Source organism: Cryobacterium frigoriphilum (genome assembly GCF_004403305.1).
Classification (GTDB): Bacteria; Actinomycetota; Actinomycetes; order Actinomycetales; family Microbacteriaceae; genus Cryobacterium; species Cryobacterium frigoriphilum.
This window is the reverse complement of sequence record NZ_SOHE01000069.1, coordinates 34,422-57,793: the sequence shown is the minus strand read 5'-3', so window position 1 is coordinate 57,793 and position 23,372 is coordinate 34,422. Positions and strand designations below refer to the sequence as shown.

Here is a 23,372-nt window from a genome sequence, read left to right as displayed (position 1 = left end):
TCTAGGCTCGCGTGAGAGGTTCAGTGGCTGGTAACCGAAGGCTGGTCAGTCCGCCGTCGACAGTGAGCGATGTGCCAGTTGTGGATAGAGCACGGGGACTGGCTAGGTACGCGACGGCCTCAGCAACCTCCTCCGGCGAGACGAGACGCCCATGGGGCTGTCGCGACTCCAGGATCTTCCTCTCGAGCACTGGATCTTCCGCAGCACTCAGGAGACGTTGAACCCATGGGGTGTCTGCCGTTCCGGGCTCGACGGAATTGAACCGAATTCCTTCATGAAGATGATCTGCCGCCATCTGCAGAGTCAATGACGACAAGGCCCCTTTCGTAGCTCCATAGAGTGCCCGTTCGCTCAGCCCAACACTCGCGGCCACAGAGCAGATATTCACCACTGCGGGCCGAGCCGACCGACGCAACAGCGGAAGAGCGGCCCGCGTCACCCGCACGGCGCCAAGCACGTTTACATTGAATACTTCATGCCATTCATCGTCTCCATTGTCTTCAACCGTGCCTTTAGCACCGATAGCAGCGTTGTTCACCACGATGTCTATGCCCCCGAAAGATAGTTCGACATTTCGCACAGCATCGTTGACGGCATCAGTATCTCCAATATTCGCCGAGACGAAGAACAGGCCTTCTGCGTCGCCCGGAGGATTGATGTCGAGTACAGCCACTTTTGCGCCTCCGCTGCGCAGTCGCCGCGAAATAGCAAGGCCCAGACCGGAGGCACCACCGGTGACTAGGGCATTCAGCCCGGTGAACTCTTCAGACTGCATATTCGACTCCTTTGGTAGTGAATGGCACATACATCTGCTTCTGCTTCCCCAGTCCTTCGACTTCTATCTCGACGACGTCGCCATCCTGAATAAAGGCAAACTTTCCGGACAGGGCAACGCCTTCAGGTGTCCCGGTGAGGATAAGGTCTCCCGGCTCGAGGTTCATGTACTGGCTCAGCTCCCACACGATATGCGAAGGATCGAAAATCATATCCGACGTCTTCGAGTCCTGGCGCGGCTCCCCATTCACCCAACTTCGCAACCGAAGATTCGAGGCATCGATGCAGTCGGTAGTGACGAGCCACGGTCCCACTGGCGCGAAACCTGGCGCAGATTTGCCCTTGCCCCACTGTGCGCCCGACAGTTCCAGCTGCCAAGCACGTTCAGAAAGGTCGTTGACAGTCACGAACCCTGCAATATGGTCAAGGCTGACCTCTGGGCTTGCAAGCCGCGATGCTGGCTTGCCGACAACTAGGCCTAGCTCGACTTCCCAGTCCGTTTTCACACTTCCGGGAGGAATGACCACGTCGTCGTTCGGCCCGGAGAGGGTGTTGGGGTGCTTATTGAAGATCACCATGTGTTCAGGGGGTGCCGAACCGGCTTCTGCCGCATGTGCTGCATAGTTCATTCCGATGCAGATAATGGCGCTCGGACGAGCAATCGGGGATCCGACCCGGAGCGAATCTGCCCCGTGAAGCAGGGGAAGCTCGTCGGCCGCGAGAAGATCAGCGACTGTCTCGATGCCCCCTTGAAGGAAGACACCATCGATTTGGTCTGTGATAGACCGCAAATCGTAGACTTTTCCATCATGCATGACGACGGGAATTTCGGAACCTCGAGTTCCGAGCTGTGCGTACTTCACTTGTCTATGTCCTTTCACTTCTGTTAGATCACACCGAGCCGAGTTCCCCAGGCAGTAGAACGGCCCGCGGGCGCGAGGGCCTGCGGCACGCGCAAGGGATTCTCGTCGCGTAGCGATGCCGGTAGAAAGGCCGCAGGCGCATCTTGAAACGCGACGGGACGGAGAAATCGACTAATTGCAGCTGTCCCCACTGAAGTGCTCGAATCATTCGTCGTGGCCGGCCATGGGCCTCCATGCTGTTGTGCCGGGGTGACTGCCACGCCTGTTGGCCAGCCGTTGAACAGGACTCGACCAACCTGTTGTGCGAGCTGGGCTACGAGCGCCTGCAGTTCGTCGGCGTTCTCGGTCTCCCCTGTGGCTTCAGCACGTGAAAGGTGAAGCGTCCCGGCCAAGTTGCCCTCATAGAACTCGGGGAGCAGCGCTGCGAGGTCGGTGCCAAACGGCATTTCCACGATGATGGAAAGGGGGCCGAAAGCTTCCTCAGCCAGCACGTCATATCCGAATCGAAAGTCGTTGAGCGAAACGGATACTACCGTCGGAGTTACCCAGCCCTGACCGTCCGCATCGAAGCGGACACTACCTACGATGGTCGGCGTCACCCCCCGAGACGCCAGGATCGCTTCACGACGCACGGCGTAGTTTTCCGCAATGCGACGATCAAGCAGTCTGTGCTCAGCCATATCTAGGGACAACGCAGCCGATCGCACTGCGACGACCAAATCGGCACCCTCCTGCACGAACACGAATCCAGGTTTGGTGCACAGTTGGCCCGCGGACCCGGCAACACTCGCAAGGTAACCAGCAGCGATCTCGGAACCGCGTTCAGCAACAGCATCGCCAGTGATGAAAACAGGATTGACGCTTCCCAACTCACCGAAGAACGGGATCGGGGTAGGCCGCGCCGCAGATATATCAGCGAGTTGTCGCCCGACTCGGATTGAACCGGTGAAGGACCCAGCCTTAACGCGAGAATCCTTGAGCACTGCGACACCAGCCTCACGCCCATGGATGACCTGAAAGATCCCATCAGGCAAACCCATTTTTCTCAGTACATCTCGAGCAAGCTCGCCAGTGGCATCGCTCAATTCAGGGTGCCCAGAGTGGGCCTTGACGATGACGGGGCAGCCTGCCGCCAAGATGGCGGCGGTGTCTCCCCCCAGGACAGAGAATGCAAATGGAAAATTGGAGGCTGAGAAGTTTAAGACCGGCCCGAGAGGAACGTGCGTACGGCGCAGGTCAGGACGGGGCCCAAGCACGAACTCGGGATCGGCGTGGTCAATCCGGACGCCACAATAGCTCCCGTTCACAACGGTTTCCGCGAAGAGGCGCAACTGAACCGCGGTGCGCTTGGCCTCACCGTTGAGACGTGCTGATGAGAGTCCAGTCTCGCGCATCGCTATGACGACGAGTTCCGGCGTGGCGGCATCCAACGCATCAGCGAGCAGGCCAAGGGCTCGCGCACGATCTGCCGGTGACGTAGCAGCATACGTTCGAGCCGACGCCGATGCGGCTGCGACAACGGATTCAATTTGAGGAGTGAGACTGGTCATGGAGGAACCTTTCTGAATCGGATGGTGACGAGAAATCAATTCTGCTGATGCCGTTTGAGCAAGTCTCTGAGCAGGTCACCGACACCGTATTTCCACGGAGACGCGTTCTCAGATTGTTTGACGGTATTTACCAACGCCCCTAGTTCTTTGGATTTGATTGTCACAATGTCACCCATGTGGTGCGTGAAGCCGGCACCGGCTTCATCTCGATCGTCAGTGGGCGCGAAGAGCGTTCCCGTGAACAAGACGAATCCATCCGGATACTGGTGATGATCGCCCCAGGTTGCCTCAACGAGTTCTTCGAACGGGCGGCTGATTCGGCTTACCGTATTGGATCCCTGAAGTTCGAAACCGTCCGAACCCTTCACTGAGAGGTCAATCTGCATCGCACGAGCGTCATTCAACGTGAATGTCTCATCAAACAGCCTGATGAAAGGGCCGATCGCTGTCGAGCGGTTATTGTCTTTGGCGCGTCCGAGCAGTAGTGCACTACGTCCTTCAACGTCTCTCAGATTGACGTCGTTGCCGAGAGTCGCACCCACAATCTCACCCTGAGACGTGATCACGAGGACGAGTTCCGGTTCCGGGTTGCTCCAGTTCGACATCCGCGAAACACCGATGGTACTCAGCGTCCCTACCGAGGAAAGGATCGGAGCTTTCGTGAATACTTCAGGATCCGGACCAAGGCCAACTTCGAGATATTGCGACCATAGTCCCTGCTCCATCAGACGTTTACGAATGGCCAGTGCTTCCGGGGAACCGGCCTTAATCTCAGAGAGCTTGCGCGTTTCCCCGCCTAAGCTTCCGCTCGAAAGTTCCATCCTGAATTTCTCAGCTCTAGCCGGGTCGCCATGGCTTCGTTCCTCGACCAGGCGCTCAAGCATGCTCTCGACGAAGGTCACGCCGCAGGCTTTCACCACTTGCAGGTCGATAGGGCTTAGCAGAGTAAATTCTCCCGAGGCTCCATCCTCACTGCCCAAGCTCTCGATCCCGCAAAGGTACGTCAGCCTGCTTGTGTCGCGAATCAAATCATAGAAGTCTGTGCGATCCAACAGGCCAGCCACCGTCGGGGAGAGCGACTGCAGATCATAGACCACGTTCTCGTAGAGCAAGACCGGGAGTGGCGCCTCGCCTCGCACTGCGACTCGACCAATGAGACGGGCGGTAGGATCCTCCGGCAAGACTGCCGAAACCGTTCGCACGGAACTCATGCGGTCAATTCTTCGGCGCATAGGCCGCTTCGCGCAGCCCAGTCATGTAACCGATCGCGAAGTGACGGCTAAGACGTCCGTACCCGGGTACTTCCTGAGTATCACCCGACATGAGCGGCACATGGTCGCTTCGCATGACCCCGTCGTATCCGACATCCTTGTAGGCCTGCATGCACGCAAGCATGTCGGTCGGTCCTTCATCGTGGAAAGTCTCAACAAAGTGCTCCGGTGTGCCCTCCACGTCGCGGAAATGCACAAACGCGATGCGGTCCTCGTTCCCGAACTTTCGTATAGTTGCAGGCAGATCGGACGTCATGAGCGTGAAATTACCCTGGCAAAGGGTCATCGCGTTCGCGTATGAGGGAAACTCCTCGAAAAGGCGCTCGTACCCAGCGACGGTGCTCATGATGCGCGAAATGCCGCGTACCTCCGGCACGGGTGGATCGTCGGGGTGCATCGCTAGGCGGACTCCGGCATCCTCCGCAACGGGGAGGACTCGTTCCATGAACCAGCCAAGGTTCGCCCAGAGAGTTTCGTTCTCGACCCGACCGTACTTCGTATAAGCAGTGTGATCGAGCGTGCTGTGCCGGTAGCCCGCGACCAGAGCGCCGCCGCGCCCAGCGACTGCCTGCTGCGTGCGAAGCCATTCCGTGGCGCCGTTCCAGTTGTAGCACCAGGTCGGTATGTTTAGGCGCCCCATTGCTTTGATCATTTCGATCACGTGCTCAACCGATTCTTCGCGATCTTTAGTGCCGAAGCGGATCGAGTCCATCGCCGGGCTGTCCTCAACGACAGAGATGTCAAGTTCCCACTCTGCAAGGTTCTCCTGATGGATCGCGAGCGCCGTGTACGACCACGGGTTGTCGGTGGGCGGTAGGTTGCGCCAGTCCATCGATCCCCGAGGCAGCGACGATACGGCTTTCGTGATGTTCATTTGCCGCAGATTCCTCCAGAAGTCCTGAGGATCAGCGCCGGTCACCATTTCTGAAAATTTGATCATAATATCTCTCACTACTCTCTGACTATTGATCTGCTGGTTCAGTCGAAACTTGACGCATTCAGGCTCGAAAGGAACCGAATGGTGCGTTTGTGTTGGGGGTTGCGCAGTAGGGAGTCACCGTCACCCTGCTCGACGACAACACCCGCATCCATGAAGACAATGCTGTTCGCGACCTGAGCGGCGAAGGTGAGCTCGTGCGTCACGACGATCATCGTCACGCCGTCGTGTGCGAGGTCTTTCATGACGCCGAGGACGTCCTGAACCACTTCGGGATCGAGGGCGGAGGTCGGCTCATCGAACAGCATGACCTTCGGTTTCGTGGCCAAGCCGCGCGCAATCGCGACACGTTGCTGCTGCCCCCCGGAAAGCTCGCTGGGATAGCGCGATTCGAATCCTTTGAGTCCCACCTTTTCGAGGAGTTCCATGCCGTGCGCCTCAGCATCGAGCCGCGAAACGCCCTGTCTGCGCCTCGGTGCAAGCGTGATGTTATCGAGGGCACTCATGTAAGGAAACAGGTTGAACTGTTGAAAGACCATTCCCACGTCATTTCGGACGTCGCGAATACTGCTCTTCGACCCATCGAGAGTCACACCGTTCACCACGATTTCGCCGCCATCATGGCTTTCGAGCCCATTGATGGTGCGTATCACCGTCGACTTGCCGGACCCAGATGGCCCAATGATCGCCACTGTCTGACTCTCAAAGACCTCCAGATCCACACCATTGACGGCAACCACGGAACCATATTTCTTGATGACGCCTTTGAGGCTCACTACCGGCGTCTTCAGCATTTCTGACATACTTCAGTCCATTTCTTGTCTAAACACAACGACGTTCACAGGTTTGACGTCTGCACAGAGTCAGACCAGGGCTGCCCGGCTCTGAGCACGACTAGTCGATCGGGATATCCGCTTCTCAAGCACACTTCCCAACAGCGCCACACCCCGGTTAATGAGAAAGTACGTGACACCGAGCACGAGAAACACGAGCCAGGTTTCACCGGTAGCCTGACGCACGGTCAACGCGATTGTCGTTGCTTCGACAACTCCAATTCCGCTCGCCAAGGAAGTGTCCTTGATCGTGACAACCCACTGCCCGACCATGGACGGCAGTGCCACGGCGAACGTCGGTCTAGCCTCGACGTACCTCATACGCGAGAAGATGCCCAAGCCGAGCGCGGCCGACGCTTCCGCTTGGCCGCGAGGCACGCTCTCAACGCCGGCCCGAATGTTCTCGGACTGATAGGCGCCGACGAACAAGGTGAGCGCGAGTACGACCGCGGCCGTCATGCTGATGCTCAAATTCATCGCTGCACTGACCCCGAAGTAGAGAAGGAACATCAGCACAAGCGGAGGAACCGATCGGAAAATCCTCACATAGATATCGATGAAGACTCGGGCTGCGCGGAACCAGTGCGGTGCTTCAAGCCGCCGAGCTGACAAGAACCCGAACACCACGCCGACCAGGGTGCCTCCGATAATGCTCATCACACTCAAGGCGATCGTGTAGACAACAGCAGTGAGGAACAATTCTGTGTAGTCGATGACGCTAGTCATATTCACAACCTCCTAGAGGTATTCCGCGCAATTATTTGCGCTCCGAGCTTGCCCCAACAGAAGTTGATTACCTGCACGATCACGATGTAGACGATCGCCACGGTAAGAAATGTCTCGAAGTATCTGAAGGTCGACGCCCCCACCATGTAAGCAAGACCGGTGAGTTCGCCGGCGCCGATCAAAACCGCGAGCGAGGACCCCAGAACACAGGCAACCAGTTGGTTACCGATTGCGGGATACGCAGTTCGCAAGGCTTCGGGAAGTAGGATCCTGGTCCACAGGGTGAAGCTATTCAAGTTCAGCGCCGCGGCAGCCTCATATCGCCCCTGAGGGATAGAGTTCAGTCCCCCACGATAGATTTCAACGAGGTACGCTGTCGAGTTGAACGAGAGCGCAACAATGGCAGCCACCCATGACTCTGTTTTGATGCCAATCTGTGGCAGCGCAAAAAACACCACGTACAAAACCAGTAGAACAGGAATATTTCGTAGCACTTCGACATACAGCCATGTCAGCCTCCGAAGAATTGCGACACTGCTCATGCGCGCCGGCAGCAGCAACGCTGCGAGAACACTGCTTATGGCGAAGCCAGATAAGCTCAACGCCAACGTCAGCCCGAGAGCCTGAACGAAATCCCTGAAGTACGGAATCAAAATACTGAAATCCAGCATCACTGTGCGAACTCCCCCTTAATAGAAGCGTGTGGTCTTCGTCTCAGGTGATGAAGCGGTTATGGGCGTGCCTCGGTAGGCATTTCGAACCCAAACCACTTTTCGAAGGTCGCATCGATTTTTCCGGCTTTTTGGTACTCAACGAGGAAGTCGTTGACGAATGCGGCGAGTTCGGTGCTGCCTTCTTGGAGCCCTACGGCAATGTGATTCGTGCCGAAGGTGCCGTCGAGGATTTTGAACGCGCCAGGATCCTTGTCCATCAAGGGGAGGTAGTAGAAGGGATTCTGGGTCATGGCATGGGCCTGGCCCGATTTCAGTGCCTCGAGGCAGTCGTCGGTACTGGGCAGGAAGAGCGTGCCCACGTTTGGGATGTCCGCGGGAACTAGATCCGTCGACGTGCCCCCCTGTTGGATGCATGCGACCATGGATTCGTCGTTGAGATCTTCGCTGGTCTGGATGCCACTGTCAGCTACAACCATGTACTGTCCAGGATTCAAGATGTAGTCATTCGAGAAGTCAATGACCTCATCACGCTCGGGAGTGGTGCTGAACTCGCCGATGGTTAGATCGACCTTCTTCGATTGCAAGGAAGCGACCCTTCCAGGCCCATCCACCGTCGTGAACTCGACCTCGACTCCGAGCTTCTCCGCAAGCGCGTGGGCCAAGTCGACGTCGAAGCCCTCCTGATCGCCATCAGCTCCGACGCTAACCCAGGGTGCGTCACCGGTGAGAGTCGCGACGCGAAGCACGCCTGCGTCTTGAATGCTCTCCACTGTCGGCACGTCTGTTCCTCCACCGCCAGAACAACCGGTAAGCAGTGCGAGTGCGGAAACAGCGAGAATTGACGTTCCTGTCCTGCGGGATGTAGATCGATTTCTACGAAGCATGAGTGACCTCCATTGGTCTTCACCATTCCTGTCGCATTCGTCTTCGAACGCGATCTCGATCTCTAAGCCTTGGCTTGTCGCCGTCGACTTGATCCACCGTTGCTTGAATACTTGCATACTTGCATACCAGTGTAAAGTGGCAGACATGAAAGCCATTCAAAAGGGCACGTCAGCTAGTGCAGGCTCCCCTCGGTTCACCAGTTCCAGAGTCCGAGCTTCGGACCTAATCTTTGATGACTTGGCCGAGCGGATCTGCCGGCTGGACCTAGTCCCCGGCGCCTCGATCTCCGAAAGTGAACTGGCAACTCACTACGGCGTGAGTCGGACGCCGATTCGCGCCGCAATCGCGTCGCTAGCCGATAGCGACCTGGTACATGTGAGACCCCAAGTGGGGACTCGTGTGTCACTCATCGACCTAGACGAGGTGTCACAGGCACAATTCATTCGCGAAAGTCTCGAGACTAATGCTTTGAGATACGCCTGCGACACAGAAGACCGCGATTTCAGCATCATTCAAGCGACAATTGCCGAACAGCGCAGGATCGCTAGCATCGGCGACTCAGAGGCTTTTTTCCTGGCTGATGAGGCTTTTCACCAACAGACTTTCGATTTGGCCGGGTACAGCGGCGCTTGGTCAGTCGTTGGGCGCAGCAGGTTTCAGCTTGACCGAATTCGCAGGCTCAGTATTGGGCTTGCCCAGCCACAAAAGCTTGCAGAGCTGTGCTCTGAGCACGAAGAAATTGTTAGATGCGTCGTGAGCCGGGATGCTGAACGAGCCGTAGAAAAACTCAGGACTCACATCCGCAGATATATTGTCGACGGCCCGGGGCTACGCAAAGCCTATCCAGACTATTTCGTCTGCAATTGATCGGGCCACGCAACCATCGCAGGACATATCGCCATGGGCAGACGCTAAGTGGGTGGTGTCGTACTTGCGCTGATGCCACCCCCGCGTCATCCTGGAGTGCATCATCCACATCACCGCCTGGGTCTGTCGGCGGCCAGGAGAAGCTGGGGGCTAAGAGGATCGAATACTCAGGTTGACTCATTCCAGGTGAATTTCACACGGAAGTGAGGAAATAGAGAATTCCATGGGGCCGTGCCGCCGAGGCACTGCGCGAGGCGGCCCGGCTCCTGCGCTCAGTCGAGGACGACCTGGATGTCGCTTCCCGGCATTCGGGGCGGATCGCCTGGTGCCCCGCGGTCGCGCCGACGGAGCCTGTGGTGGCCAGGCGTGATTTTGACCGCCGATTCGATAGCCTCCGTAATGAGACGCCACGACGAGGAATCGCGCTCTGATCGTGGCAGTCGGCTGGCCCGGCTCCACTCCCCCGCCCACCTAGCATTCCAGGCTGCTGCCGCCAGGGAGCCGCAGCTCTGCCAACCCCTCACCGAGCCCCGAGTGACCGCCCTTGTGCCGGCGACCCCACCGTGATGCGGCGATCGTCAGGAGTCGTGGAAACATGGAGCCCGATGATGCGAGCGGCCTCGCGTGCGTCGTCCGCGGTCAGCCGGTTCGTGGGCACACGCTCGCTGACCTGCTTCATCGCGATCTGCACCACCAATGTCTCAGCCTGCACTTGCGGCTTTCCCCGATGAGCTCTGGCCTTGTTCTCCATCTTCGCTTCGCTCCCGAGCCGTACCTGGTAGCGGTTCACGTGCGCCACGACGCCCTTCACGAGCTGGTCGAACTGCTGCTGCCGCTCAATACGCGGCACCTCCGCCTGGGTGCTCCGGACCGCGGCGGCGACGTCGCGGCCGGTCAGGAGGTCGACCCGGCGCATCCGCTGCATGACCAGTTCCACGGCACGACCGTACGCGATCGTCTCGGCCGAGACCGGTGGGAGGCCCATTCGTGCGCGGTTGGCGGCGTAGGCCGTGGCGAAATCCAGCATGCGGGTGCCGTTGTGGAGCATGAGTTCGGTCAGCGTCTCGGCGAAGACGGTGAATTGGCGCAGGTGCTCGGGCAACGCCGAGTCCGTGAAGTAGGCATCCGCTTCTCGGTCGTGGGCGCGGCGCTCGGCGGCGGTGGCCAGGTGCAGCTGCTTGGGGGGCAAACCCTGGTGGCTGAGTTGGCGCTTGAAACGCCGCGCGGCCGCGTTGGCCGCGAGCTCCGCCTGATAGATGTCGGGATCACTGCGCCGGGTGCGCTGCCATTCGGCGCGGCGCTCTTTGTTGCGCTCGGCCCACTCTTTGCTGATCTGCTTGGTGCGTTCGGGGTCGGCGTCGCGGCGGGCGATGGCCCGGGCGTTCACCTCGGCGCTGTGATTGTCGTAGTAGCGCCGGTAGTACTCGCGGATCTTGTCCCGGTTCTGCTCGACCCAACGCTGCTGATACTCGCGGTTGCGCTCGGGATGCGCCTCCCGCCAGAGCCTGGCACGCTCCCGCCCCCGCGCGCGCACTTCTTCCTGCTGGCGTCGGCGAACCACCGCTCGACGCATCTGCTCACGATTCTGCTGCCGGGCACTCTCGAGGTGCTCCAGTCGCCAGATCCGATTCAGTTCACGCACGCGGTCCGGGTGTTCCGCCACCCACCGGCGCCGGTTTTCGCGCTGGCGTTCGCGGCGGATGTCCCGAGTTCCGTCATCGTCAACGGGACGGTGCTGAGGCGGCTGGGTGGCCGGCGCCGTCTGCGGCGTGGTGGTCTCGTCGGTGGGGCCGTTCATGATCGCGCTACTCCGACGGCGGGGCCAGCTCGATGACGAGCGCAAGGAGGTCGGACCGGTGCGCCGTAGGGTTCGTGATGACCCGACCGACCGCGGAACGGAGCCGTTCGGCATCCGCCGCGGCGATCCCAGCGACGGGCTCCAGACAGTAGGTGATGTCGTTCTGCAGGTTGTAGTTATTATCGTCGACCGCGATTTCTGGATAGTAGAAGAGCGCCGCGAGCGCGGTGCGGCTGAGCAGATCGTCGAATTGTTCTTGCGGGATCGTCATGGTGGGTCTCCTTCTGCGGGACGTGGGTGTGACGACATCCTGTCGTGAATAACAGGTGCGCACGCCGGGACTGGCCGGGCGAATCGGGCGGGGCCGTCCGAAGCGTGATCGGGCGGTGCAGGTTCAGCGGGACGACAGCGTCAGCTGGCCAAGCGGCTCGGATGCGCTGTCGTCACGAAGCGAGGCCCGAACCGCGTGGCGCCTTGCCCGGGCCTCACGCCAGCGAACTAAGAGCAGGCGCATCAGGGATATCGGCCCGTTGACGACGAGCTTTAGTGTGTTCCAAACGAGCACCAGCACCACGAGGTTCAGCCAGCTGGGGCCACCAGCCTCGATCAGTCGCGTGCAGACCGTCGCACCGACCGCGTACGGGGCCGCGAGCAGCATGGCCGGCACGCCCCATTTGAGTCCGCGTCGCGTGTGGATGGCGTCGAGGAGAATGGTGGTCGGCATGATGCGACGCAGGGCGTAGTAGCTGCGGGCGGTGAGCCCCAAAATCAGATTGAACACGTGGCAACCCTTCAGATCGGCAACGAGAACCTGAAGGGGCTCCCAAGGGGAGCCATGCCAGCGCGACGAGCGAGGGTGCGTATAGAGGTTGCCTAAAAGGGATTCTAAGTGCGGAGGTAACGCGTGACAAGGAAAAACCCGGTCGCATCATGGCTCAAGTCCAGAAAGGCGAAATCCAGGGACTCCTGCTCACCCGTGTAGGGCGCTCCTCGGAAGGAAGCCGATGGCATCCGAGGGAAGCCGACGATCCATCGAGAGACCAGGCTCCGAGAATGTCAGTAGCAGCGACCGCGTTCACCACACAGCTGGCACGAGAAATCCGTGCTCTTCATCAGGCCATATCGACCGACATATTCGCTGCATATTTTGCCGGAGCGAGAGGGGACGGTGTGCTCGCTCGCCCGGTCTACGGTTTGAGATTGAAATATGTTGATCGCGATCCACGCTGACATCGCCTTCCTCGAAATGTCTATGCGCAACGTCACGAACGCGGCCTAGACGATTTCGATCTGAGCCCGCACGTGGTTAGAGCATCGAACGCGCCATGTCATGGCCTTCTGTCCGCGGAAGCGCTCGGCTGCGAATCCAACGTGTCTTGGAGTCGACCGATCTGTTGTCCCAGCGCCCGGATCTCGCCCCGGGTTGCCGCTTGCTCATCCTCTTCTTGACGTGCCACGCGCTCGACGATCCACGAGGCGAGGGTCGCTGTCACGACTCCGAGCAGGGCTACACCGCCGAGCATTAGACCGCCGGCAATCAATCTTCCCTGCGCCGTTACAGGTGCAAAATCACCGTATCCGACAGTTGTCACAGTTACGAACGCCCACCAGAGGGCGTCGCCGAAGTTGGTGATGGTCGAGTCGGCGTTGCTTCGCTCGCTGTCGAGGACAGCGACCGCAGCGACGAACACCAGGAGTGCCGCTGCGCCCGCCACATATGTCACTACCCGACCACGGAATGCGGCACCAGCGGTGCGCTGGAGCACTGCAAGGAGGGTGACTAGGCGCAGTAGTCGCAGAGGGCGCAGCAGCGGAAGAACAACAATCAAGAGGTCCAAGATATGCGTGTAGAACCATTGCCACCGGCGTGGTGCGAGCACAAGATTGATTAGATAGTCCAACGCGAAGATAGCCCACGTGACACCGATAACGATCTCCGCCACCAGTTCGCTCAAGCCGCTAAGGTTTCCGATAACTTCCCACGTGTAAGCGACAAGGAATATCACTGCGGTCGCCGTAAGTGGCCATTCGGAGAGACGCTGCCAGCGAGTTTGGGTCATTCTCCGATGATGCCAGTGCCCATAACCCTCGTCTACCAGTCCGGGCACAGCCGCTCGCTTGTGCCATCGGTCCACTATCTTTCCTGGTGACGTGGTAAATAAGTTTTGAAGGTCGGGTACTGAGCGGCCGATAGGGTTGCGGAATGGACACATCTCAGCGGCTGCAGTATCGACGGGCGGCTTGGTTGCTCATGATCCAGGGCGTACTTATGGAGGGGCTGGTTTTCATTGGTGTCTTGGTTCTTCTCGCTCTCCAGATCCCGCAAGCATCCATCGCTAAACATGCCGATGTTTTCTTCAGGACAATCTTTACCTCATGATGGCGATGAGTGGCGTTTTCGCGCTTCTGCGCATCCTCGGCGCGATCGGCCTGCTGCGGCATCGGCTGTGGGGCCTGGGGCTTTCCCTGGCCAATTGTCTCGTGACGCTCACGCTGATGATCTTCCTCCTTCCCGCCGGCCTCCTGGACGGGGCGCTCTCAGGCACCGCGCTCGTGCTGATGCTCACCGCCCGGCTGGGCCATACGCCCGACGGACAACCGAAGCTGATCTAATAGACGCTATTTGATGCATTGGGCCCCAATGGCCCTCGCGCGTGGTCTACTTGGTCATGCGAAGCGCGAAGATAAATGTCGCCAAACTGATGAGCTCGACCGTTCAATGCAATGATCGCCTTATGCCATTGAAAACTCCGCATACTCTCCTCTCAGAAATTGAGAGGGATCTGCTTGACAATGCGTCTCTTGCAGATGTCTTGCGAAAGTTGATAATTCTTGGGGGCCGCTCGGGATCAAGTGAATTGCGCGACTGGGCATCTCATGAACTTCGAGGTTATGCAGATGCAGGTATCACAGACCTCCCCAGCTACCGCAGAATACCCGGGACACTTCAGCTAGATGGCATTTCAGGCAACACACTGGTCAGACACCAAACCATTGGTGGATTTAACCTCCCCGCAGAAGTGCAGGAACATATTTCAGATCAGGTTGCGTTTCCTCAGGGCATCGGCGAGATCCAATCCCTCGTTCGTGAGGCGGACGAAAGTCGTGGGATTCAGATCTCCCTCCCCTCTGAGCGGATGATCGCGCGTCTTATGGAAAAACAGGTTGGGGACCCGTATCAACACATCAGCGCTCTCTACTGGATAGTGAGCAAGTCGGCCGTGGATGGCATCATCGACCAGGTCCGAACACGACTCGCCGAACTACTCGCAGAGCTTCGCGCCGTCACCCCATCTCGCGCAGACGGACCGACGGCCGACCAAGCTTCGAACGCGGTCAACGTGATTATCAGCGGGAAAGGAAACCGGGTGAACGTTGCCCAGGCCCGCGGGGATGGACCGGCTTCGGCGAACGGCGGTGAGGTGACGGAAAATAGGTTTTGGACCTTAGGCCGACGAATCGGCGCCGTCGTCGTCGGGCTGTCCACGGTGGTTGGTGCTGCAATCGCGTGGTGGCAGACGCAAGGACTCAGCACCTGAATTGCACTCACCGGAACCTGGCCCTCCACGGCCCGCGCCTGAAACGCTGCACCCGCAGGGAGGGGATTCCCGCCCGCCAAGTCGCAGGCGGAGCGAGGCGAATGCAGCGACTACATTCCAGAAAGTTTTGTGAGAAGAACCGTCACAGCTGTAGTCGCCCAGCTTCTCACGGCATCGCCGGTGCCACTCTTTATCGCTGACCCGAGGTCTTCTACGACGCCTTTCGCGGAGTAAAGGGCGCGTTTCACAGCAGTCGGCTTCGCGGAGCCCGACTCGGATACTTCGATTGCTTCCCCGATCGCCTCTTCGAGTTCCTCCAACTCGCTCGATGACAGCGCGTCCCGTGGTACATCTGCGAGGATCGCCCTGAGCACGGCAGCGAGTTCATCGTTGACGGCATTCACCGTCTGATTGAGGGTCGCATTAGCCCCGGCTGCGATCTGATTGTTGCCGCCAGCGACATGGATGTTGTACACGCTTCCGTACTTGCGTTCCGCATGTCCGTTCTCTTTCAAACTGGCGATAGCGTGATCGTTCCCGTGGCCGAAGGGATCTCTGCTTAGCTCGACGTTCGCCACCGTGTACTCAATCACTCCGCCGCGGGGGTCGCCTCGTTCCACGATGTCACCTTCGTAAATCGGTGTCGTAATCGGCACCACCATCTGACTTTTATGAAATTGCGCCTCGATCTCATACGGCTCGACACGCCGCTGGGAACGAACGACGAAGTCCTCACCCCTGTGTCCGCCCAGAAGTCTGCTTGGGCCGCCGAACAATCCTGTGATTCGTTCCATGCCCGCAGCCTAGCTGGGTCCACAGGGGCGCAATGTCTGTGTGTTTTCTGAGTGTTGCATGTAAGCTATTTGGATGAGCAGTTCAGAAGCCGTCCTCGCCAGCGCTCAGGCGCAGTTTCCCAAAGGCGCCAACAAAGTCGTCCGCCTCAAGGCTGCCTTCCGCCCAAGCGACCGAGTAGTCAAGGACGATCAGACAAACGGCTGGGACGGCTGGACGAGCATCAACAAGATCGCATCCCGTCAGGTTGTAGAGGATTTGCGGCTGCAAGGCTTCACAATCGCAAATCTGGAAACGGGCGGCGTGGCCAACCCGTTTCGCGACGTGCCATTGTCGACCTTGACCTAAACACGTTGCGCGAAGGCCGTGCCGTCTCCCAAAAACTTCACAGACGCTCATCCCTTGTCCTAAATTTAGATCCGGATCCCGGCCGACGTAAGCCCCGAAATGGCAGGCGGCCTGATCGCAGCGGTGAGATGAGCGTCGGTATACCGTTGAGCCGCCTCAAGGGCGGCGCAGGCGCGGGCGGCGTCGAGCTTCTGGGCGGTTGATTCCGGGACAGCACCGAGGGGACGCGCGTCTACGATGCCGTAGCGGTCCCGGTAGGCGGCGACGGTGCATCCGCTTTGGCGCCATGCGGCGGCGGCCAAACCGCGGGGTGCTGCGCCGAGCGCTCGGGTCCAGGGCTCTCCTGCCTGCAGCGCTGCGTCGAGCACAGCTGCCGCCCGCGATTCGATCAGGTCGCTGCGCTCCACCAACGCCTGGTGCATGGTTGTGTCCATCGGGCCGAGCGCACGAGGGATGAGGCCGGCGACCAAGCGCGGCGTACGGCGCGAGCGGCCGGCCGCGGCATCCCGCGCCACCGCGCCTGCCACTCGGGCGTGCAGCACAGCCGCGATGTCCTGGGCGTCCTCGAACCCTCGGGCTGCCACCACCCGGGACAGCAACCGAGAAACGTCGTAATGGTAGGCCTCGGCCCGCCGCAGCTCCGCGGTCAACGGCCCGAACGCATCCGACTCAATTACCGCATCCGCCTGGCCCGGCGACAGCCCGCTCCCCCGCACGACCGCGACCCACCGGTCGTGCTGCGCGGCGGCCGCGAGGGTCTCGTACTCCGCAGCGAGCTGCGCCACCGAACCCCAGGCATCCTGCTCGGCCGCCAGAGTCTCGTGCGCCGACAGCTCGGCCCCGACGTGCTGCAAAATGCCGAACAGAACACTGCGCCCCGACACCTCCGGATCATCCCCGGCCCGCGGCCCCACGTGCGCCACATCCGGCCGATCCACGGCGACATAGGCACTGTTCGCCTCGCGCCCGCGCGTCATCGCGACGTAGAAGTTCTCCCGCGGCATGCTCGGCGCCACGACAACATGCGCGGTGTCAGTCGTGAGCCCTTGGGCCCGGTGCGACGTGACCGCGTAGCCCAGCTCGACGTGCTCCGCGACATACGCCGCCGGCAGCACCACCGTGCTCCCCCACCGCCGACCCGGACGCCGCACCTCGACCCCGCCATCACGCCGCACCCCGACCACGACCCACCGGTCGCCGTTGCGCACCCACGTGCGCGACGCACACAGCCGCCGATCGTTGCGACGCGTGATCACCGTGTCGCCAGCTGCGGCACGGGTTCCGTCGTGCAGGTCGGCCTCGCGCCGGGCGTCGACCCGCCCCTCCAGAATCAGTTCCGTGCGCGCCCGCACGTTTAGCGCCGCCACCGCCTCATTGGAATCACTGATCAGCACCGTCGATTTACCCAGCCGGATGTCCGCGCGCCAGGCCGCGTAGGCAGCATCCGTCATCGACTCGGTATCGCCATCAAACAGCCGATCATGGGCGGCGTAGAGGTCGATCGAATCGGGGTCGCCCTGCCGCAGGCCGAGGGATGCCGCCTTCTCCCACTCGTGCACGAAACGGTGTACGTCGAAGAGTTCGGGCGCATCCGCCCGGTCGTGCACCAGCAGCGAGAACGCGCCGCCCGCATCCACCGACTGCAGCTGCGCGTAGTCGCCGACCAGCAGCACCTTCGCGCCAGCAGTGGCGGCCAGCGCCGTGACGCGGTCCAGCGGCAACGTGCCCGCCAGGGAAGCCTCGTCGATGATCACGAGCTGGCCGGCTTGAAACGTCGTGCCGTCGGAAAGGTGGGCATGCCACCACTTCGACAGGTTCTCGGTCGTGATGCCGAGATCCGTCGCCAGCACCGTCGCCGCGGCCGCCGACGGCGCCAGCCCGACGACCGAGCCCGCACCATGCACAGACTCCCACGCCCGCCGCAGCGCGTTCATCGCCGTCGTCTTACCCGCGCCGGCCGGCCCGACCAGCACATCGACGACCCGACCCGAGCCGGCGACCGCAGTCAGCGCCGCGAGCTGGTCAGCGGCGAGCACTCCCCCGCCGGGCAACCGCCGGCGCGCAACCGAAGACGGCACCGCAACCCGCGGCGCAGTCAGCAACCCGGCCCGCGCCAGCAGCCGCGCCTCGGCCTCCAGCAACTCCGTCGAGGTGAACACCACGGAGTGCTTCGGCCGAAACACCGACGTGCCGTCCTTGCGCTGAAACGCCACTGGGCTAACGGCGAGCTCCGGTGGGGTGAGGCGCAGGGAGGCGCGCTCGGCGGCATCCGCTATCAGCCCGACGATGGCCTCGCGATCGCTCGCCGACGCGAACCGGTACGGCATGCTCTGGCGCGCGGCCTCGGCGATCAGGTTCCAGTGCCGCCAGGTAGCGCGCTTCTCGCTCACGGCCGTCATCACTCGAAGCCCGAGCGCCTCGGGAGCTGAAAGCGGCAGGTCCTCAGCGCGCAGCACCACCGGGTCGTCAACCACCACCAAAGCGTCCCGCCCGAGCACTCGCCCGGCCCGTTCCCGCCACGCCGCCGTCAGCTGCGCCAGCGAGTGCACCTGCTTCGCCGGCCGCGTGGCTAGCGTCGCCTGCGCCCGCAGCTTCGTGATCGTCACCGCACTCGGACGCCGCCCTTGACTGGCCACATACGCCTCGATCAGCCGGTCGGTCTCCACGTCGATGTGCTGGGACCGCGTCGAAAACTCCGCCACGAGCGCCTCCGGCACACCCCGCACCGCCCACGCCGGGTGCCGATCGCGCCCCCGCTCCCGCGGTTCCCACCGCACGCCCAGCGAGCGGGTGAGCGCGTCAGCGAACAGGGTCTCATGCAGCTCACTCAGCGCCACCACGGCCTCGTGCATCGGCCGGCCGTCGAGCGAACACCACCTACCGTCGAGCACGGTCTGCACCTTGTTACTGATCACCACGTGCGTGTGCAGGTGCGGATCCCCCGCCCGGCTATCGAAATGGTCAAACGCCGTCGCGATCAGGCCGGTCACGGCCACCTGCGCCACGGCGCCGCCCTGCCCGGTGGTGCCGGTGCGCGTCGCCGCGACCTCCCGCTCCATATACGCGATCACCTCGGCCACCGCCGCATGGTGCGCCGCCGCGATGCGCGCCTGCGTGGACGCGTCGGCCACCCCCCACAGCACACTCGCCGACTTCGGAATCGAAAACGTAAAGTCATACCCCGCCACAGCCCTCCGCCGCTTCGCCCCCGATTCCTCGTCAGCGGATGCCGCGGCGCCCGCGGCCCGCACCGTCGGCCCGTTCTCGAGACTGTTGGCTTCAGCCGCAGCTCGTCCTGCGGCGGTGAGATACACCGGGTACGCGCGCCCGAGCGGTTCGCCGGTGACCGGGTCGCGGCCCAGGCCGACGAGCAACTGCAGCTGGGCCTCGGTGACAACGTCACCCTCGACGATGAGGCCGCCGCCGAGACCGGGAAGGCCGCCGCCCAGCCACCGGCCCGGCGGCGTGCCCTCCGCGGTGTAGTACCGAGTGAGCGGAGTCGACATCAAGCGGTCACCGTCACTGACAGCGACGGTGCGCAGCAGGTACTTGTAACCGTCCCCGGCACTCATCACCCGCATCGACACCGTCACGGCGGCCACCTCCACCTTCGTGACAAAGGTGCGCGCCCTCGATCTGTTTAAGAAGTAGGACTACACGAATAGCTTTCGCGAGCCCCCGAGCCGGGAGGCGAGGCTCGGTCGAAATTGGTGACAAATTGGTATCCATCGCCCTATAGGACCGCCTCGACACCCGGAGGGTGTCCTGTTTTCGGATGGAAGTGCCCCACTCCAAACCTTTGCTAGCCGTATCAACGGCCTCCCCCTGTTCTGGGTTGTTCAACGGCAACTAGAAGCACCGTATGCGAATTCCTGCCGGGTAATGTTTTTGGGAGCGTAATTCAACGGGGGTAAGCGTCAATGATCGACAGAAAAGTCATGCTTAATGCGTTTCTTCCAGCAACGGAGTTAGACGATCCCGAGCGATTCGCAGGCCGGAACAAGCAGGTGCGTGAACTTGCCGATTCCCTGAACTCGAACGGCGCTACACCGCTCATCTACGGCGATCGAGGGCTGGGCAAATCGAGTCTCGCCCTTCAGCTCAGGCTAATTGCTATGGGCGGTGTAGAGCTGCTTCATCAACTCAATGCTGAGCGCCTGGCCCTTCCTGAAGACCGTCATTACCTCACTTTCTATGTCACTTGTACGGACTCGACGCAGACGCTTGACGGTCTACTGCAGGCTCTGGTCAACTCCGCTGAATCCGTAGAGAACGTACTCTCAAACATGGGCGCGAACCAGCTGATTGATCGCGTGACTCGGAAGAAGCTGACTCTTAAGTTCGTGGAGGTCGAGAGTACAAAAAAGTACGAGGTTGAACGCCAGAGGCTGAGTTACCAAGACTTGAACCTTGAGGAGAAACTCGTACAGCTCTGCGAACTATTGACTTCCTCGTACGGTCAGCCTGTCCTTTTCGTGATCGACGAACTGGACAGGATGAGGAGCACAGTCGGGTTGGCCAGTTTCCTGAAAGCTGCTTCTAGTGAGTCACTCAAATTCATGTTGGTGGGCATCGCAAGTAACGTGTCCGACCTCTTGAGCGATCACCAATCTCTCGAACGCCGGCTGCAGCCCGTCAAAGTTCCTCTGATGACCCCCGCTGAACTTGGCCAGATCGTCGCTAAGGCCGAGGGCCATCTCAATGGCGAGGGAGTGGCGATTTCGTTTACTCGGCGAGCGACGGTGAGGCTGACTGAAGTCTCCGCCGGGTTCCCTTGGTTTGTTCACGTGCTTGGCCAGCAGTGCCTCATCGACGCTGACGAAGACGGACGTTTGAAGATTGACCACGTTCATGTTGAGGCGGCGATCCGAGGGATCGTTGATAATCGATTCGCACAGCAATTCTCTGACATGTATCAGGCTGCGGTTCGCGATTCCTCCGCTCGTGAGAAGACGCTCCGCGCTTTCGCCCACTGGACTGACGCAGATATTCCGACTGGCGAAATTTACAAGATCCTGAGCCAGGATCTTGGATTGAATTCTGGATCAACCTATCGCGGGCATCTTTGCAAGCCTGAGTTTGGTGACGTTCTCTTCGTTCCCACCATCCAGAAGCGGGGGTTAGTTAGATTTCGAAATGAAATGTTCAAGGCCTACGTGAGGCTTAGACCATCCATATATTCTGGTTTGGATTTTGATGTTGCGCAGGCGTATTCCAAGCGGCTCGGATGATCACTGGGCGAATCAATGAGGCACTCGGTGCTGACCACACTGGGGCGTCGGCCTGCAGTGTCGAAACTTCAAGTCCGTTGTCCCCACTAGCCTGAACAGAGCGCAATCGCGCGATCCATTGCTGGGGGGCAGAAAAATGACAAACGTTCCACCGCCTGCGGGTTGGTACCTCGATCCCCGCACCGGAGCAGCGAACCGATGGTGGGACGGCACTGCCTGGACGGAGACTTACACACCGCTTGCACCCGTGGGCACCCCGCAGTTGCAGCGTGACGGAAAATCCATGTCGACGACGTACCTGTTGGCCATATTTCTCGGGGGCTTTGGGATCCACCGCTTCTACCTGGGACGCCCAGTCTCTGCCCTGATCCTCTTAGCTCTGACCCTCGTCGCGGTGACGACAGGAACTCTCAGCGAATCAGGAAGCAGCCCTTTGTTCTACGCGGTATGGATCTGGACTATCGTCGACCTCTTCCTGATTCCGGGAATGGTTCGATCGACCAGGAATCGGGCATGACCACCTCCTCCGCTCCTCCCCCAGGCTGGTATCCAGACGAGGCACAGCGCGGACTCACGCGATGGTGGGACGGAGCGCAGTGGACTGACCACCGTCAGTCAGCGCCCGTGCCGCCGCCCCAGACCCAGAAAAAGACTTCAGGCTGCTTCATCGTTTTCGTTGTGCTGGTCCTAGGGCTCGCAGTCGTCAGCACCCTGGCCTTTATCGGCATTGGGACAGCGACGAGCGACCCCAAACCAGCTGATCAAGTGAAGGATCAGTTCGTCGTTGTCTACAACGCCAGTGGCACCGCGGCTGGCGGGTCAATCACTGTGTCCACTCCCAGCGGCATCCAACAACATGATGTCTCACTTCCTCTGAAGTCAACGTCGGGTGAAGTAGGCATGCATTTAACAGTGGGTACCGGTGAGTTCTTGTCAATAATGATCCAGAACCCGGCCGACACAGGCACCGTGACCTGCGAGATAGTCGTCGATGGCGAAACGGTGGCGGAAAACACATCAAGCGCTGCCTACGGGATCGCGAGCTGCGACTACGCGATCCCGTACTAGCGATAGGACACGGCTGCACGTCCGGTTAGTCGTCCTCTGGAGCGAACGCCTGGTCAAGCAGCGCGGCGGTCGCCGGATTCACCTGTTCGCTCCGCCGGATGTAGTGCATCACGGTGATCTTCGTGTCGGTGTGGCCGAGTAACTCCGCCGCCAGCTCAACGGTGGCGTTGTCGTTGACAGCGGTGGCCACCGTGCGGCGGAACAGATGCGGCGTCACCCCCGTGATGCCGGCACTTTCCAGAACATGCCGCAGCTGACGCCGAACATTGGCGGTGGTCAGCGGAGTTCCGTCACGCGATTGGAAGAGCAGCGCGTCCATGTCCAGCATGCCGGCGATGGCAAGACGTCGACGAACGGCGTCCGAGGCGAACGACGGCAGCGCCACGACGCGACGCGACTTGGCGGTTTTGGGGTGATCCTGCCGGAACGTCAGCTCGCCTTTGCGGCTCACGATGGTGATGGCGAGGCGGATCAGGGGCACGGTACTGGTGACGTCCACGTCACGGCGGCGGATGGCCAATACTTCTCCGATCCGAGCGGATGTGCCGAGCATGACCTCGATAATCGCTCCCAGCTGGCCGTCCGGCAGCGGTCCGGACACGTGGTCAACGCCGTTCTCCCAGCTCGTGATCGCCCGTCGGATCGAGTTGACCTCGATGGCCGTGAGTGCATCCGGAATATGGGGCTCGCGATAGAGACGCGAGACGTGGTCCATCGGGTTGCTAGGCAGGATCTCATGCCGCACAGCGAGTTCGAGCGCCAGCCGCAAGACGACCCGGGATTGCTTCGCCCGGCTGTAGGAGATCCGCGCCATCTGCTTGATGAAGTGATCGCAGCGCACGACACCGATTTCCCGCAACGTTAGGTGGCGAAACACCGGCAGCACCAGGGTGCGCATGTTGCGCTCATAGAGGTTGCGAGTGGTCTTCGAGATCCGATTTTCCAGGTCGATGTCCTCAAGCCAGTACGTCACCAGATCGCCGAAGGCACTGTCCGGGCTCAGAAACGAGCTACTGGGCTGGCGCAGCGCTCGCTCGGCAAGTTTCTCCTTGAGATTTCGCTCAGCGGCCCGAGCGGTGCTGCCACTGCTTTGAACCTGGCGGGCTTGGCCGTCCCAGTCCCGGTACAGGGTGCGAGCCTTGAACCCGCCAGAGGCCACGGCTCGGGTGGTGATGTCGCCGAAGGTGCCAATCGTCAAACGCGGCCGCGACATCTC

Annotated in this window: 24 protein-coding genes and 1 pseudogene; 9 read left to right on the top strand and 16 right to left on the bottom strand. The window is 60.6% G+C overall.

The window, feature by feature from the left end:
• Position 1 precedes the first annotated feature (1 nt).
• Genes E3T55_RS16165 through E3T55_RS16125 form a run of 9 tightly spaced genes read right to left on the bottom strand, consistent with a single transcriptional unit; the run spans position 2 to position 8,407 of the window.
• Positions 2–775: an SDR family NAD(P)-dependent oxidoreductase gene (locus E3T55_RS16165; protein WP_134520584.1), complete on the bottom strand. Its 774-nt coding sequence runs from the start codon at positions 773–775 to the stop codon at positions 2–4.
• Positions 765–1,637 (bottom strand): fumarylacetoacetate hydrolase family protein, encoded by an 873-nt coding sequence (locus E3T55_RS16160; protein WP_134520583.1) that lies wholly within the window; start codon positions 1,635–1,637, stop codon positions 765–767. Before E3T55_RS16160 ends, E3T55_RS16165 begins: the two co-directional genes overlap by 11 nt.
• Before the next feature lie 23 nt (positions 1,638–1,660).
• Complete coding sequence (locus tag E3T55_RS16155) at positions 1,661–3,187, bottom strand: aldehyde dehydrogenase (NADP(+)) (protein ID WP_134520582.1); 1,527 nt, start codon at positions 3,185–3,187, stop codon at positions 1,661–1,663.
• 35 nt (positions 3,188–3,222) lie between these two features.
• On the bottom strand, positions 3,223–4,398 hold the full coding sequence (locus E3T55_RS16150) for a fumarylacetoacetate hydrolase family protein (RefSeq protein ID WP_134520581.1): 1,176 nt from the start codon (positions 4,396–4,398) through the stop codon (positions 3,223–3,225).
• Between the two features lie 4 nt (positions 4,399–4,402).
• Positions 4,403–5,398 (bottom strand): mannonate dehydratase, encoded by a 996-nt coding sequence (locus E3T55_RS16145; RefSeq protein ID WP_134520580.1) that lies wholly within the window; start codon positions 5,396–5,398, stop codon positions 4,403–4,405.
• Between the two features lie 38 nt (positions 5,399–5,436).
• On the bottom strand, positions 5,437–6,198 hold the full coding sequence (locus tag E3T55_RS16140; protein ID WP_134520579.1) for an amino acid ABC transporter ATP-binding protein: 762 nt from the start codon (positions 6,196–6,198) through the stop codon (positions 5,437–5,439).
• A 60-nt stretch (positions 6,199–6,258) separates the two neighbouring features.
• Positions 6,259–6,954 (bottom strand): amino acid ABC transporter permease, encoded by a 696-nt coding sequence (locus tag E3T55_RS16135; RefSeq protein WP_134520578.1) that lies wholly within the window; start codon positions 6,952–6,954, stop codon positions 6,259–6,261.
• Positions 6,955–6,956: 2 nt separating this feature from the next.
• Complete coding sequence (locus tag E3T55_RS16130; protein ID WP_241993112.1) at positions 6,957–7,625, bottom strand: amino acid ABC transporter permease; 669 nt, start codon at positions 7,623–7,625, stop codon at positions 6,957–6,959.
• Positions 7,626–7,684: 59 nt separating this feature from the next.
• Positions 7,685–8,407, bottom strand: a complete 723-nt coding sequence (locus tag E3T55_RS16125; protein WP_166791813.1) for a substrate-binding periplasmic protein — start codon at positions 8,405–8,407, stop codon at positions 7,685–7,687.
• On the opposite strand from E3T55_RS16125, the pseudogene E3T55_RS21230 reads away from it, so the two are divergent.
• Both E3T55_RS21230 and E3T55_RS20860 read left to right on the top strand, forming a co-directional pair.
• Positions 8,388–8,903, top strand: a pseudogene (locus tag E3T55_RS21230) (GntR family transcriptional regulator); the annotation flags it as partial. The gene E3T55_RS16125 and the pseudogene E3T55_RS21230 overlap by 20 nt on opposite strands.
• 9 nt (positions 8,904–8,912) lie before the next feature.
• A complete protein-coding gene (locus E3T55_RS20860) occupies positions 8,913–9,380 on the top strand; it encodes a GntR family transcriptional regulator (RefSeq protein WP_241993105.1) in 468 nt (155 codons plus the stop codon).
• 520 nt (positions 9,381–9,900) lie between these two features.
• Here the strand turns inward: E3T55_RS20860 and E3T55_RS16115 are convergent.
• The 4 genes from E3T55_RS16115 to E3T55_RS16100 form a co-directional block, all read right to left on the bottom strand.
• Positions 9,901–11,178, bottom strand: coding sequence for a hypothetical protein (locus E3T55_RS16115; protein ID WP_134520575.1), 1,278 nt, complete (start codon positions 11,176–11,178; stop codon positions 9,901–9,903).
• 7 nt (positions 11,179–11,185) lie between these two features.
• Complete coding sequence (locus E3T55_RS16110) at positions 11,186–11,449, bottom strand: hypothetical protein (RefSeq protein ID WP_134520574.1); 264 nt, start codon at positions 11,447–11,449, stop codon at positions 11,186–11,188.
• Between the two features lie 123 nt (positions 11,450–11,572).
• The gene (locus E3T55_RS16105) at positions 11,573–11,959 is read right to left on the bottom strand and encodes a sulfate permease (protein WP_241993104.1); all 387 of its coding nucleotides are present in this window, start codon (positions 11,957–11,959) and stop codon (positions 11,573–11,575) included.
• Between the two features lie 547 nt (positions 11,960–12,506).
• Positions 12,507–13,238, bottom strand: a complete 732-nt coding sequence (locus tag E3T55_RS16100; protein WP_134520573.1) for a potassium channel family protein — start codon at positions 13,236–13,238, stop codon at positions 12,507–12,509.
• 143 nt (positions 13,239–13,381) lie between these two features.
• Between E3T55_RS16100 and E3T55_RS20480 the strand changes: the two genes are divergently transcribed.
• The 3 genes from E3T55_RS20480 to E3T55_RS16090 all read left to right on the top strand — a co-directional run bounded on the left by E3T55_RS20480 (position 13,382) and on the right by E3T55_RS16090 (position 14,717).
• The gene (locus E3T55_RS20480) at positions 13,382–13,558 is read left to right on the top strand and encodes a hypothetical protein (protein ID WP_174775483.1); all 177 of its coding nucleotides are present in this window, start codon (positions 13,382–13,384) and stop codon (positions 13,556–13,558) included.
• Complete coding sequence (locus E3T55_RS20475; RefSeq protein ID WP_174775482.1) at positions 13,555–13,791, top strand: hypothetical protein; 237 nt, start codon at positions 13,555–13,557, stop codon at positions 13,789–13,791. Before E3T55_RS20480 ends, E3T55_RS20475 begins: the two co-directional genes overlap by 4 nt.
• Positions 13,792–13,913: 122 nt before the next feature.
• The gene (locus tag E3T55_RS16090; RefSeq protein WP_134520572.1) at positions 13,914–14,717 is read left to right on the top strand and encodes an AbiTii domain-containing protein; all 804 of its coding nucleotides are present in this window, start codon (positions 13,914–13,916) and stop codon (positions 14,715–14,717) included.
• A gap of 110 nt (positions 14,718–14,827) precedes the next feature.
• On the opposite strand, the gene E3T55_RS16085 is transcribed toward E3T55_RS16090, so the two are convergent.
• Positions 14,828–15,511 (bottom strand): hypothetical protein, encoded by a 684-nt coding sequence (locus tag E3T55_RS16085; RefSeq protein ID WP_134520571.1) that lies wholly within the window; start codon positions 15,509–15,511, stop codon positions 14,828–14,830.
• 73 nt (positions 15,512–15,584) lie between these two features.
• On the opposite strand from E3T55_RS16085, the gene E3T55_RS16080 reads away from it, so the two are divergent.
• Positions 15,585–15,857 carry a hypothetical protein gene (locus E3T55_RS16080; RefSeq protein ID WP_134520570.1) on the top strand — a complete coding sequence of 91 codons (273 nt, stop codon included), beginning with the start codon at positions 15,585–15,587 and terminating at the stop codon, positions 15,855–15,857.
• Positions 15,858–15,922: 65 nt separating this feature from the next.
• Here the strand turns inward: E3T55_RS16080 and mobF are convergent, their stop codons facing one another.
• On the bottom strand, positions 15,923–19,438 hold the full coding sequence (gene mobF, locus E3T55_RS16075; RefSeq protein ID WP_134520682.1) for a MobF family relaxase: 3,516 nt from the start codon (positions 19,436–19,438) through the stop codon (positions 15,923–15,925).
• 339 nt (positions 19,439–19,777) lie between these two features.
• Between mobF and E3T55_RS16070 the strand changes: the two genes are divergently transcribed.
• The 3 genes from E3T55_RS16070 (at position 19,778) to E3T55_RS16060 (ending at position 22,156) form a co-directional block, all read left to right on the top strand.
• Positions 19,778–21,088 (top strand): nSTAND1 domain-containing NTPase, encoded by a 1,311-nt coding sequence (locus E3T55_RS16070; RefSeq protein ID WP_134520569.1) that lies wholly within the window; start codon positions 19,778–19,780, stop codon positions 21,086–21,088.
• A 136-nt stretch (positions 21,089–21,224) separates the two neighbouring features.
• A complete protein-coding gene (locus E3T55_RS21095) occupies positions 21,225–21,605 on the top strand; it encodes an NINE protein (protein ID WP_134520568.1) in 381 nt (126 codons plus the stop codon).
• Positions 21,602–22,156 (top strand): DUF2510 domain-containing protein, encoded by a 555-nt coding sequence (locus E3T55_RS16060; protein WP_134520567.1) that lies wholly within the window; start codon positions 21,602–21,604, stop codon positions 22,154–22,156. The genes E3T55_RS21095 and E3T55_RS16060 overlap by 4 nt, the downstream gene beginning before the upstream one ends.
• Before the next feature lie 25 nt (positions 22,157–22,181).
• Here E3T55_RS16060 and E3T55_RS16055 read toward each other — a convergent pair whose 3' ends face one another.
• Positions 22,182–23,354 carry a tyrosine-type recombinase/integrase gene (locus tag E3T55_RS16055; protein WP_241993103.1) on the bottom strand — a complete coding sequence of 391 codons (1,173 nt, stop codon included), beginning with the start codon at positions 23,352–23,354 and terminating at the stop codon, positions 22,182–22,184.
• Between the last annotated feature and the right edge of the window lie 18 nt (positions 23,355–23,372).

Bases quoted from the DNA above. Each gene is read 5' to 3' on its own strand.
- E3T55_RS16060 (WP_134520567.1), top strand. From the start codon at position 21,602: ATGACCACCTCCTCCGCTCCTCCCCCAGGCTGGTATCCAGACGAGGCA.
- E3T55_RS16140 (WP_134520579.1), bottom strand. From the start codon at position 6,198: ATGTCAGAAATGCTGAAGACGCCGGTAGTGAGCCTCAAAGGCGTCATC.
- E3T55_RS16150 (WP_134520581.1), bottom strand. From the start codon at position 4,398: ATGAGTTCCGTGCGAACGGTTTCGGCAGTCTTGCCGGAGGATCCTACC.
- E3T55_RS16100 (WP_134520573.1), bottom strand. From the start codon at position 13,238: ATGACCCAAACTCGCTGGCAGCGTCTCTCCGAATGGCCACTTACGGCG.
- E3T55_RS16130 (WP_241993112.1), bottom strand. From the start codon at position 7,625: ATGCTGGATTTCAGTATTTTGATTCCGTACTTCAGGGATTTCGTTCAG.
- E3T55_RS16110 (WP_134520574.1), bottom strand. From the start codon at position 11,449: ATGACGATCCCGCAAGAACAATTCGACGATCTGCTCAGCCGCACCGCG.
- E3T55_RS16145 (WP_134520580.1), bottom strand. From the start codon at position 5,398: ATGATCAAATTTTCAGAAATGGTGACCGGCGCTGATCCTCAGGACTTC.
- E3T55_RS16135 (WP_134520578.1), bottom strand. From the start codon at position 6,954: ATGACTAGCGTCATCGACTACACAGAATTGTTCCTCACTGCTGTTGTC.
- E3T55_RS16070 (WP_134520569.1), top strand. From the start codon at position 19,778: ATGATCGACAGAAAAGTCATGCTTAATGCGTTTCTTCCAGCAACGGAG.
- E3T55_RS20480 (WP_174775483.1), top strand. From the start codon at position 13,382: ATGGACACATCTCAGCGGCTGCAGTATCGACGGGCGGCTTGGTTGCTC.
- E3T55_RS16115 (WP_134520575.1), bottom strand. From the start codon at position 11,178: ATGAACGGCCCCACCGACGAGACCACCACGCCGCAGACGGCGCCGGCC.
- E3T55_RS16090 (WP_134520572.1), top strand. From the start codon at position 13,914: ATGCCATTGAAAACTCCGCATACTCTCCTCTCAGAAATTGAGAGGGAT.
- E3T55_RS16085 (WP_134520571.1), bottom strand. From the start codon at position 15,511: ATGGAACGAATCACAGGATTGTTCGGCGGCCCAAGCAGACTTCTGGGC.
- E3T55_RS16155 (WP_134520582.1), bottom strand. From the start codon at position 3,187: ATGACCAGTCTCACTCCTCAAATTGAATCCGTTGTCGCAGCCGCATCG.
- mobF (WP_134520682.1), bottom strand. From the start codon at position 19,438: ATGCGGGTGATGAGTGCCGGGGACGGTTACAAGTACCTGCTGCGCACC.
- E3T55_RS16165 (WP_134520584.1), bottom strand. From the start codon at position 775: ATGCAGTCTGAAGAGTTCACCGGGCTGAATGCCCTAGTCACCGGTGGT.
- E3T55_RS20475 (WP_174775482.1), top strand. From the start codon at position 13,555: ATGATGGCGATGAGTGGCGTTTTCGCGCTTCTGCGCATCCTCGGCGCG.
- E3T55_RS16080 (WP_134520570.1), top strand. From the start codon at position 15,585: ATGAGCAGTTCAGAAGCCGTCCTCGCCAGCGCTCAGGCGCAGTTTCCC.
- E3T55_RS21095 (WP_134520568.1), top strand. From the start codon at position 21,225: ATGACAAACGTTCCACCGCCTGCGGGTTGGTACCTCGATCCCCGCACC.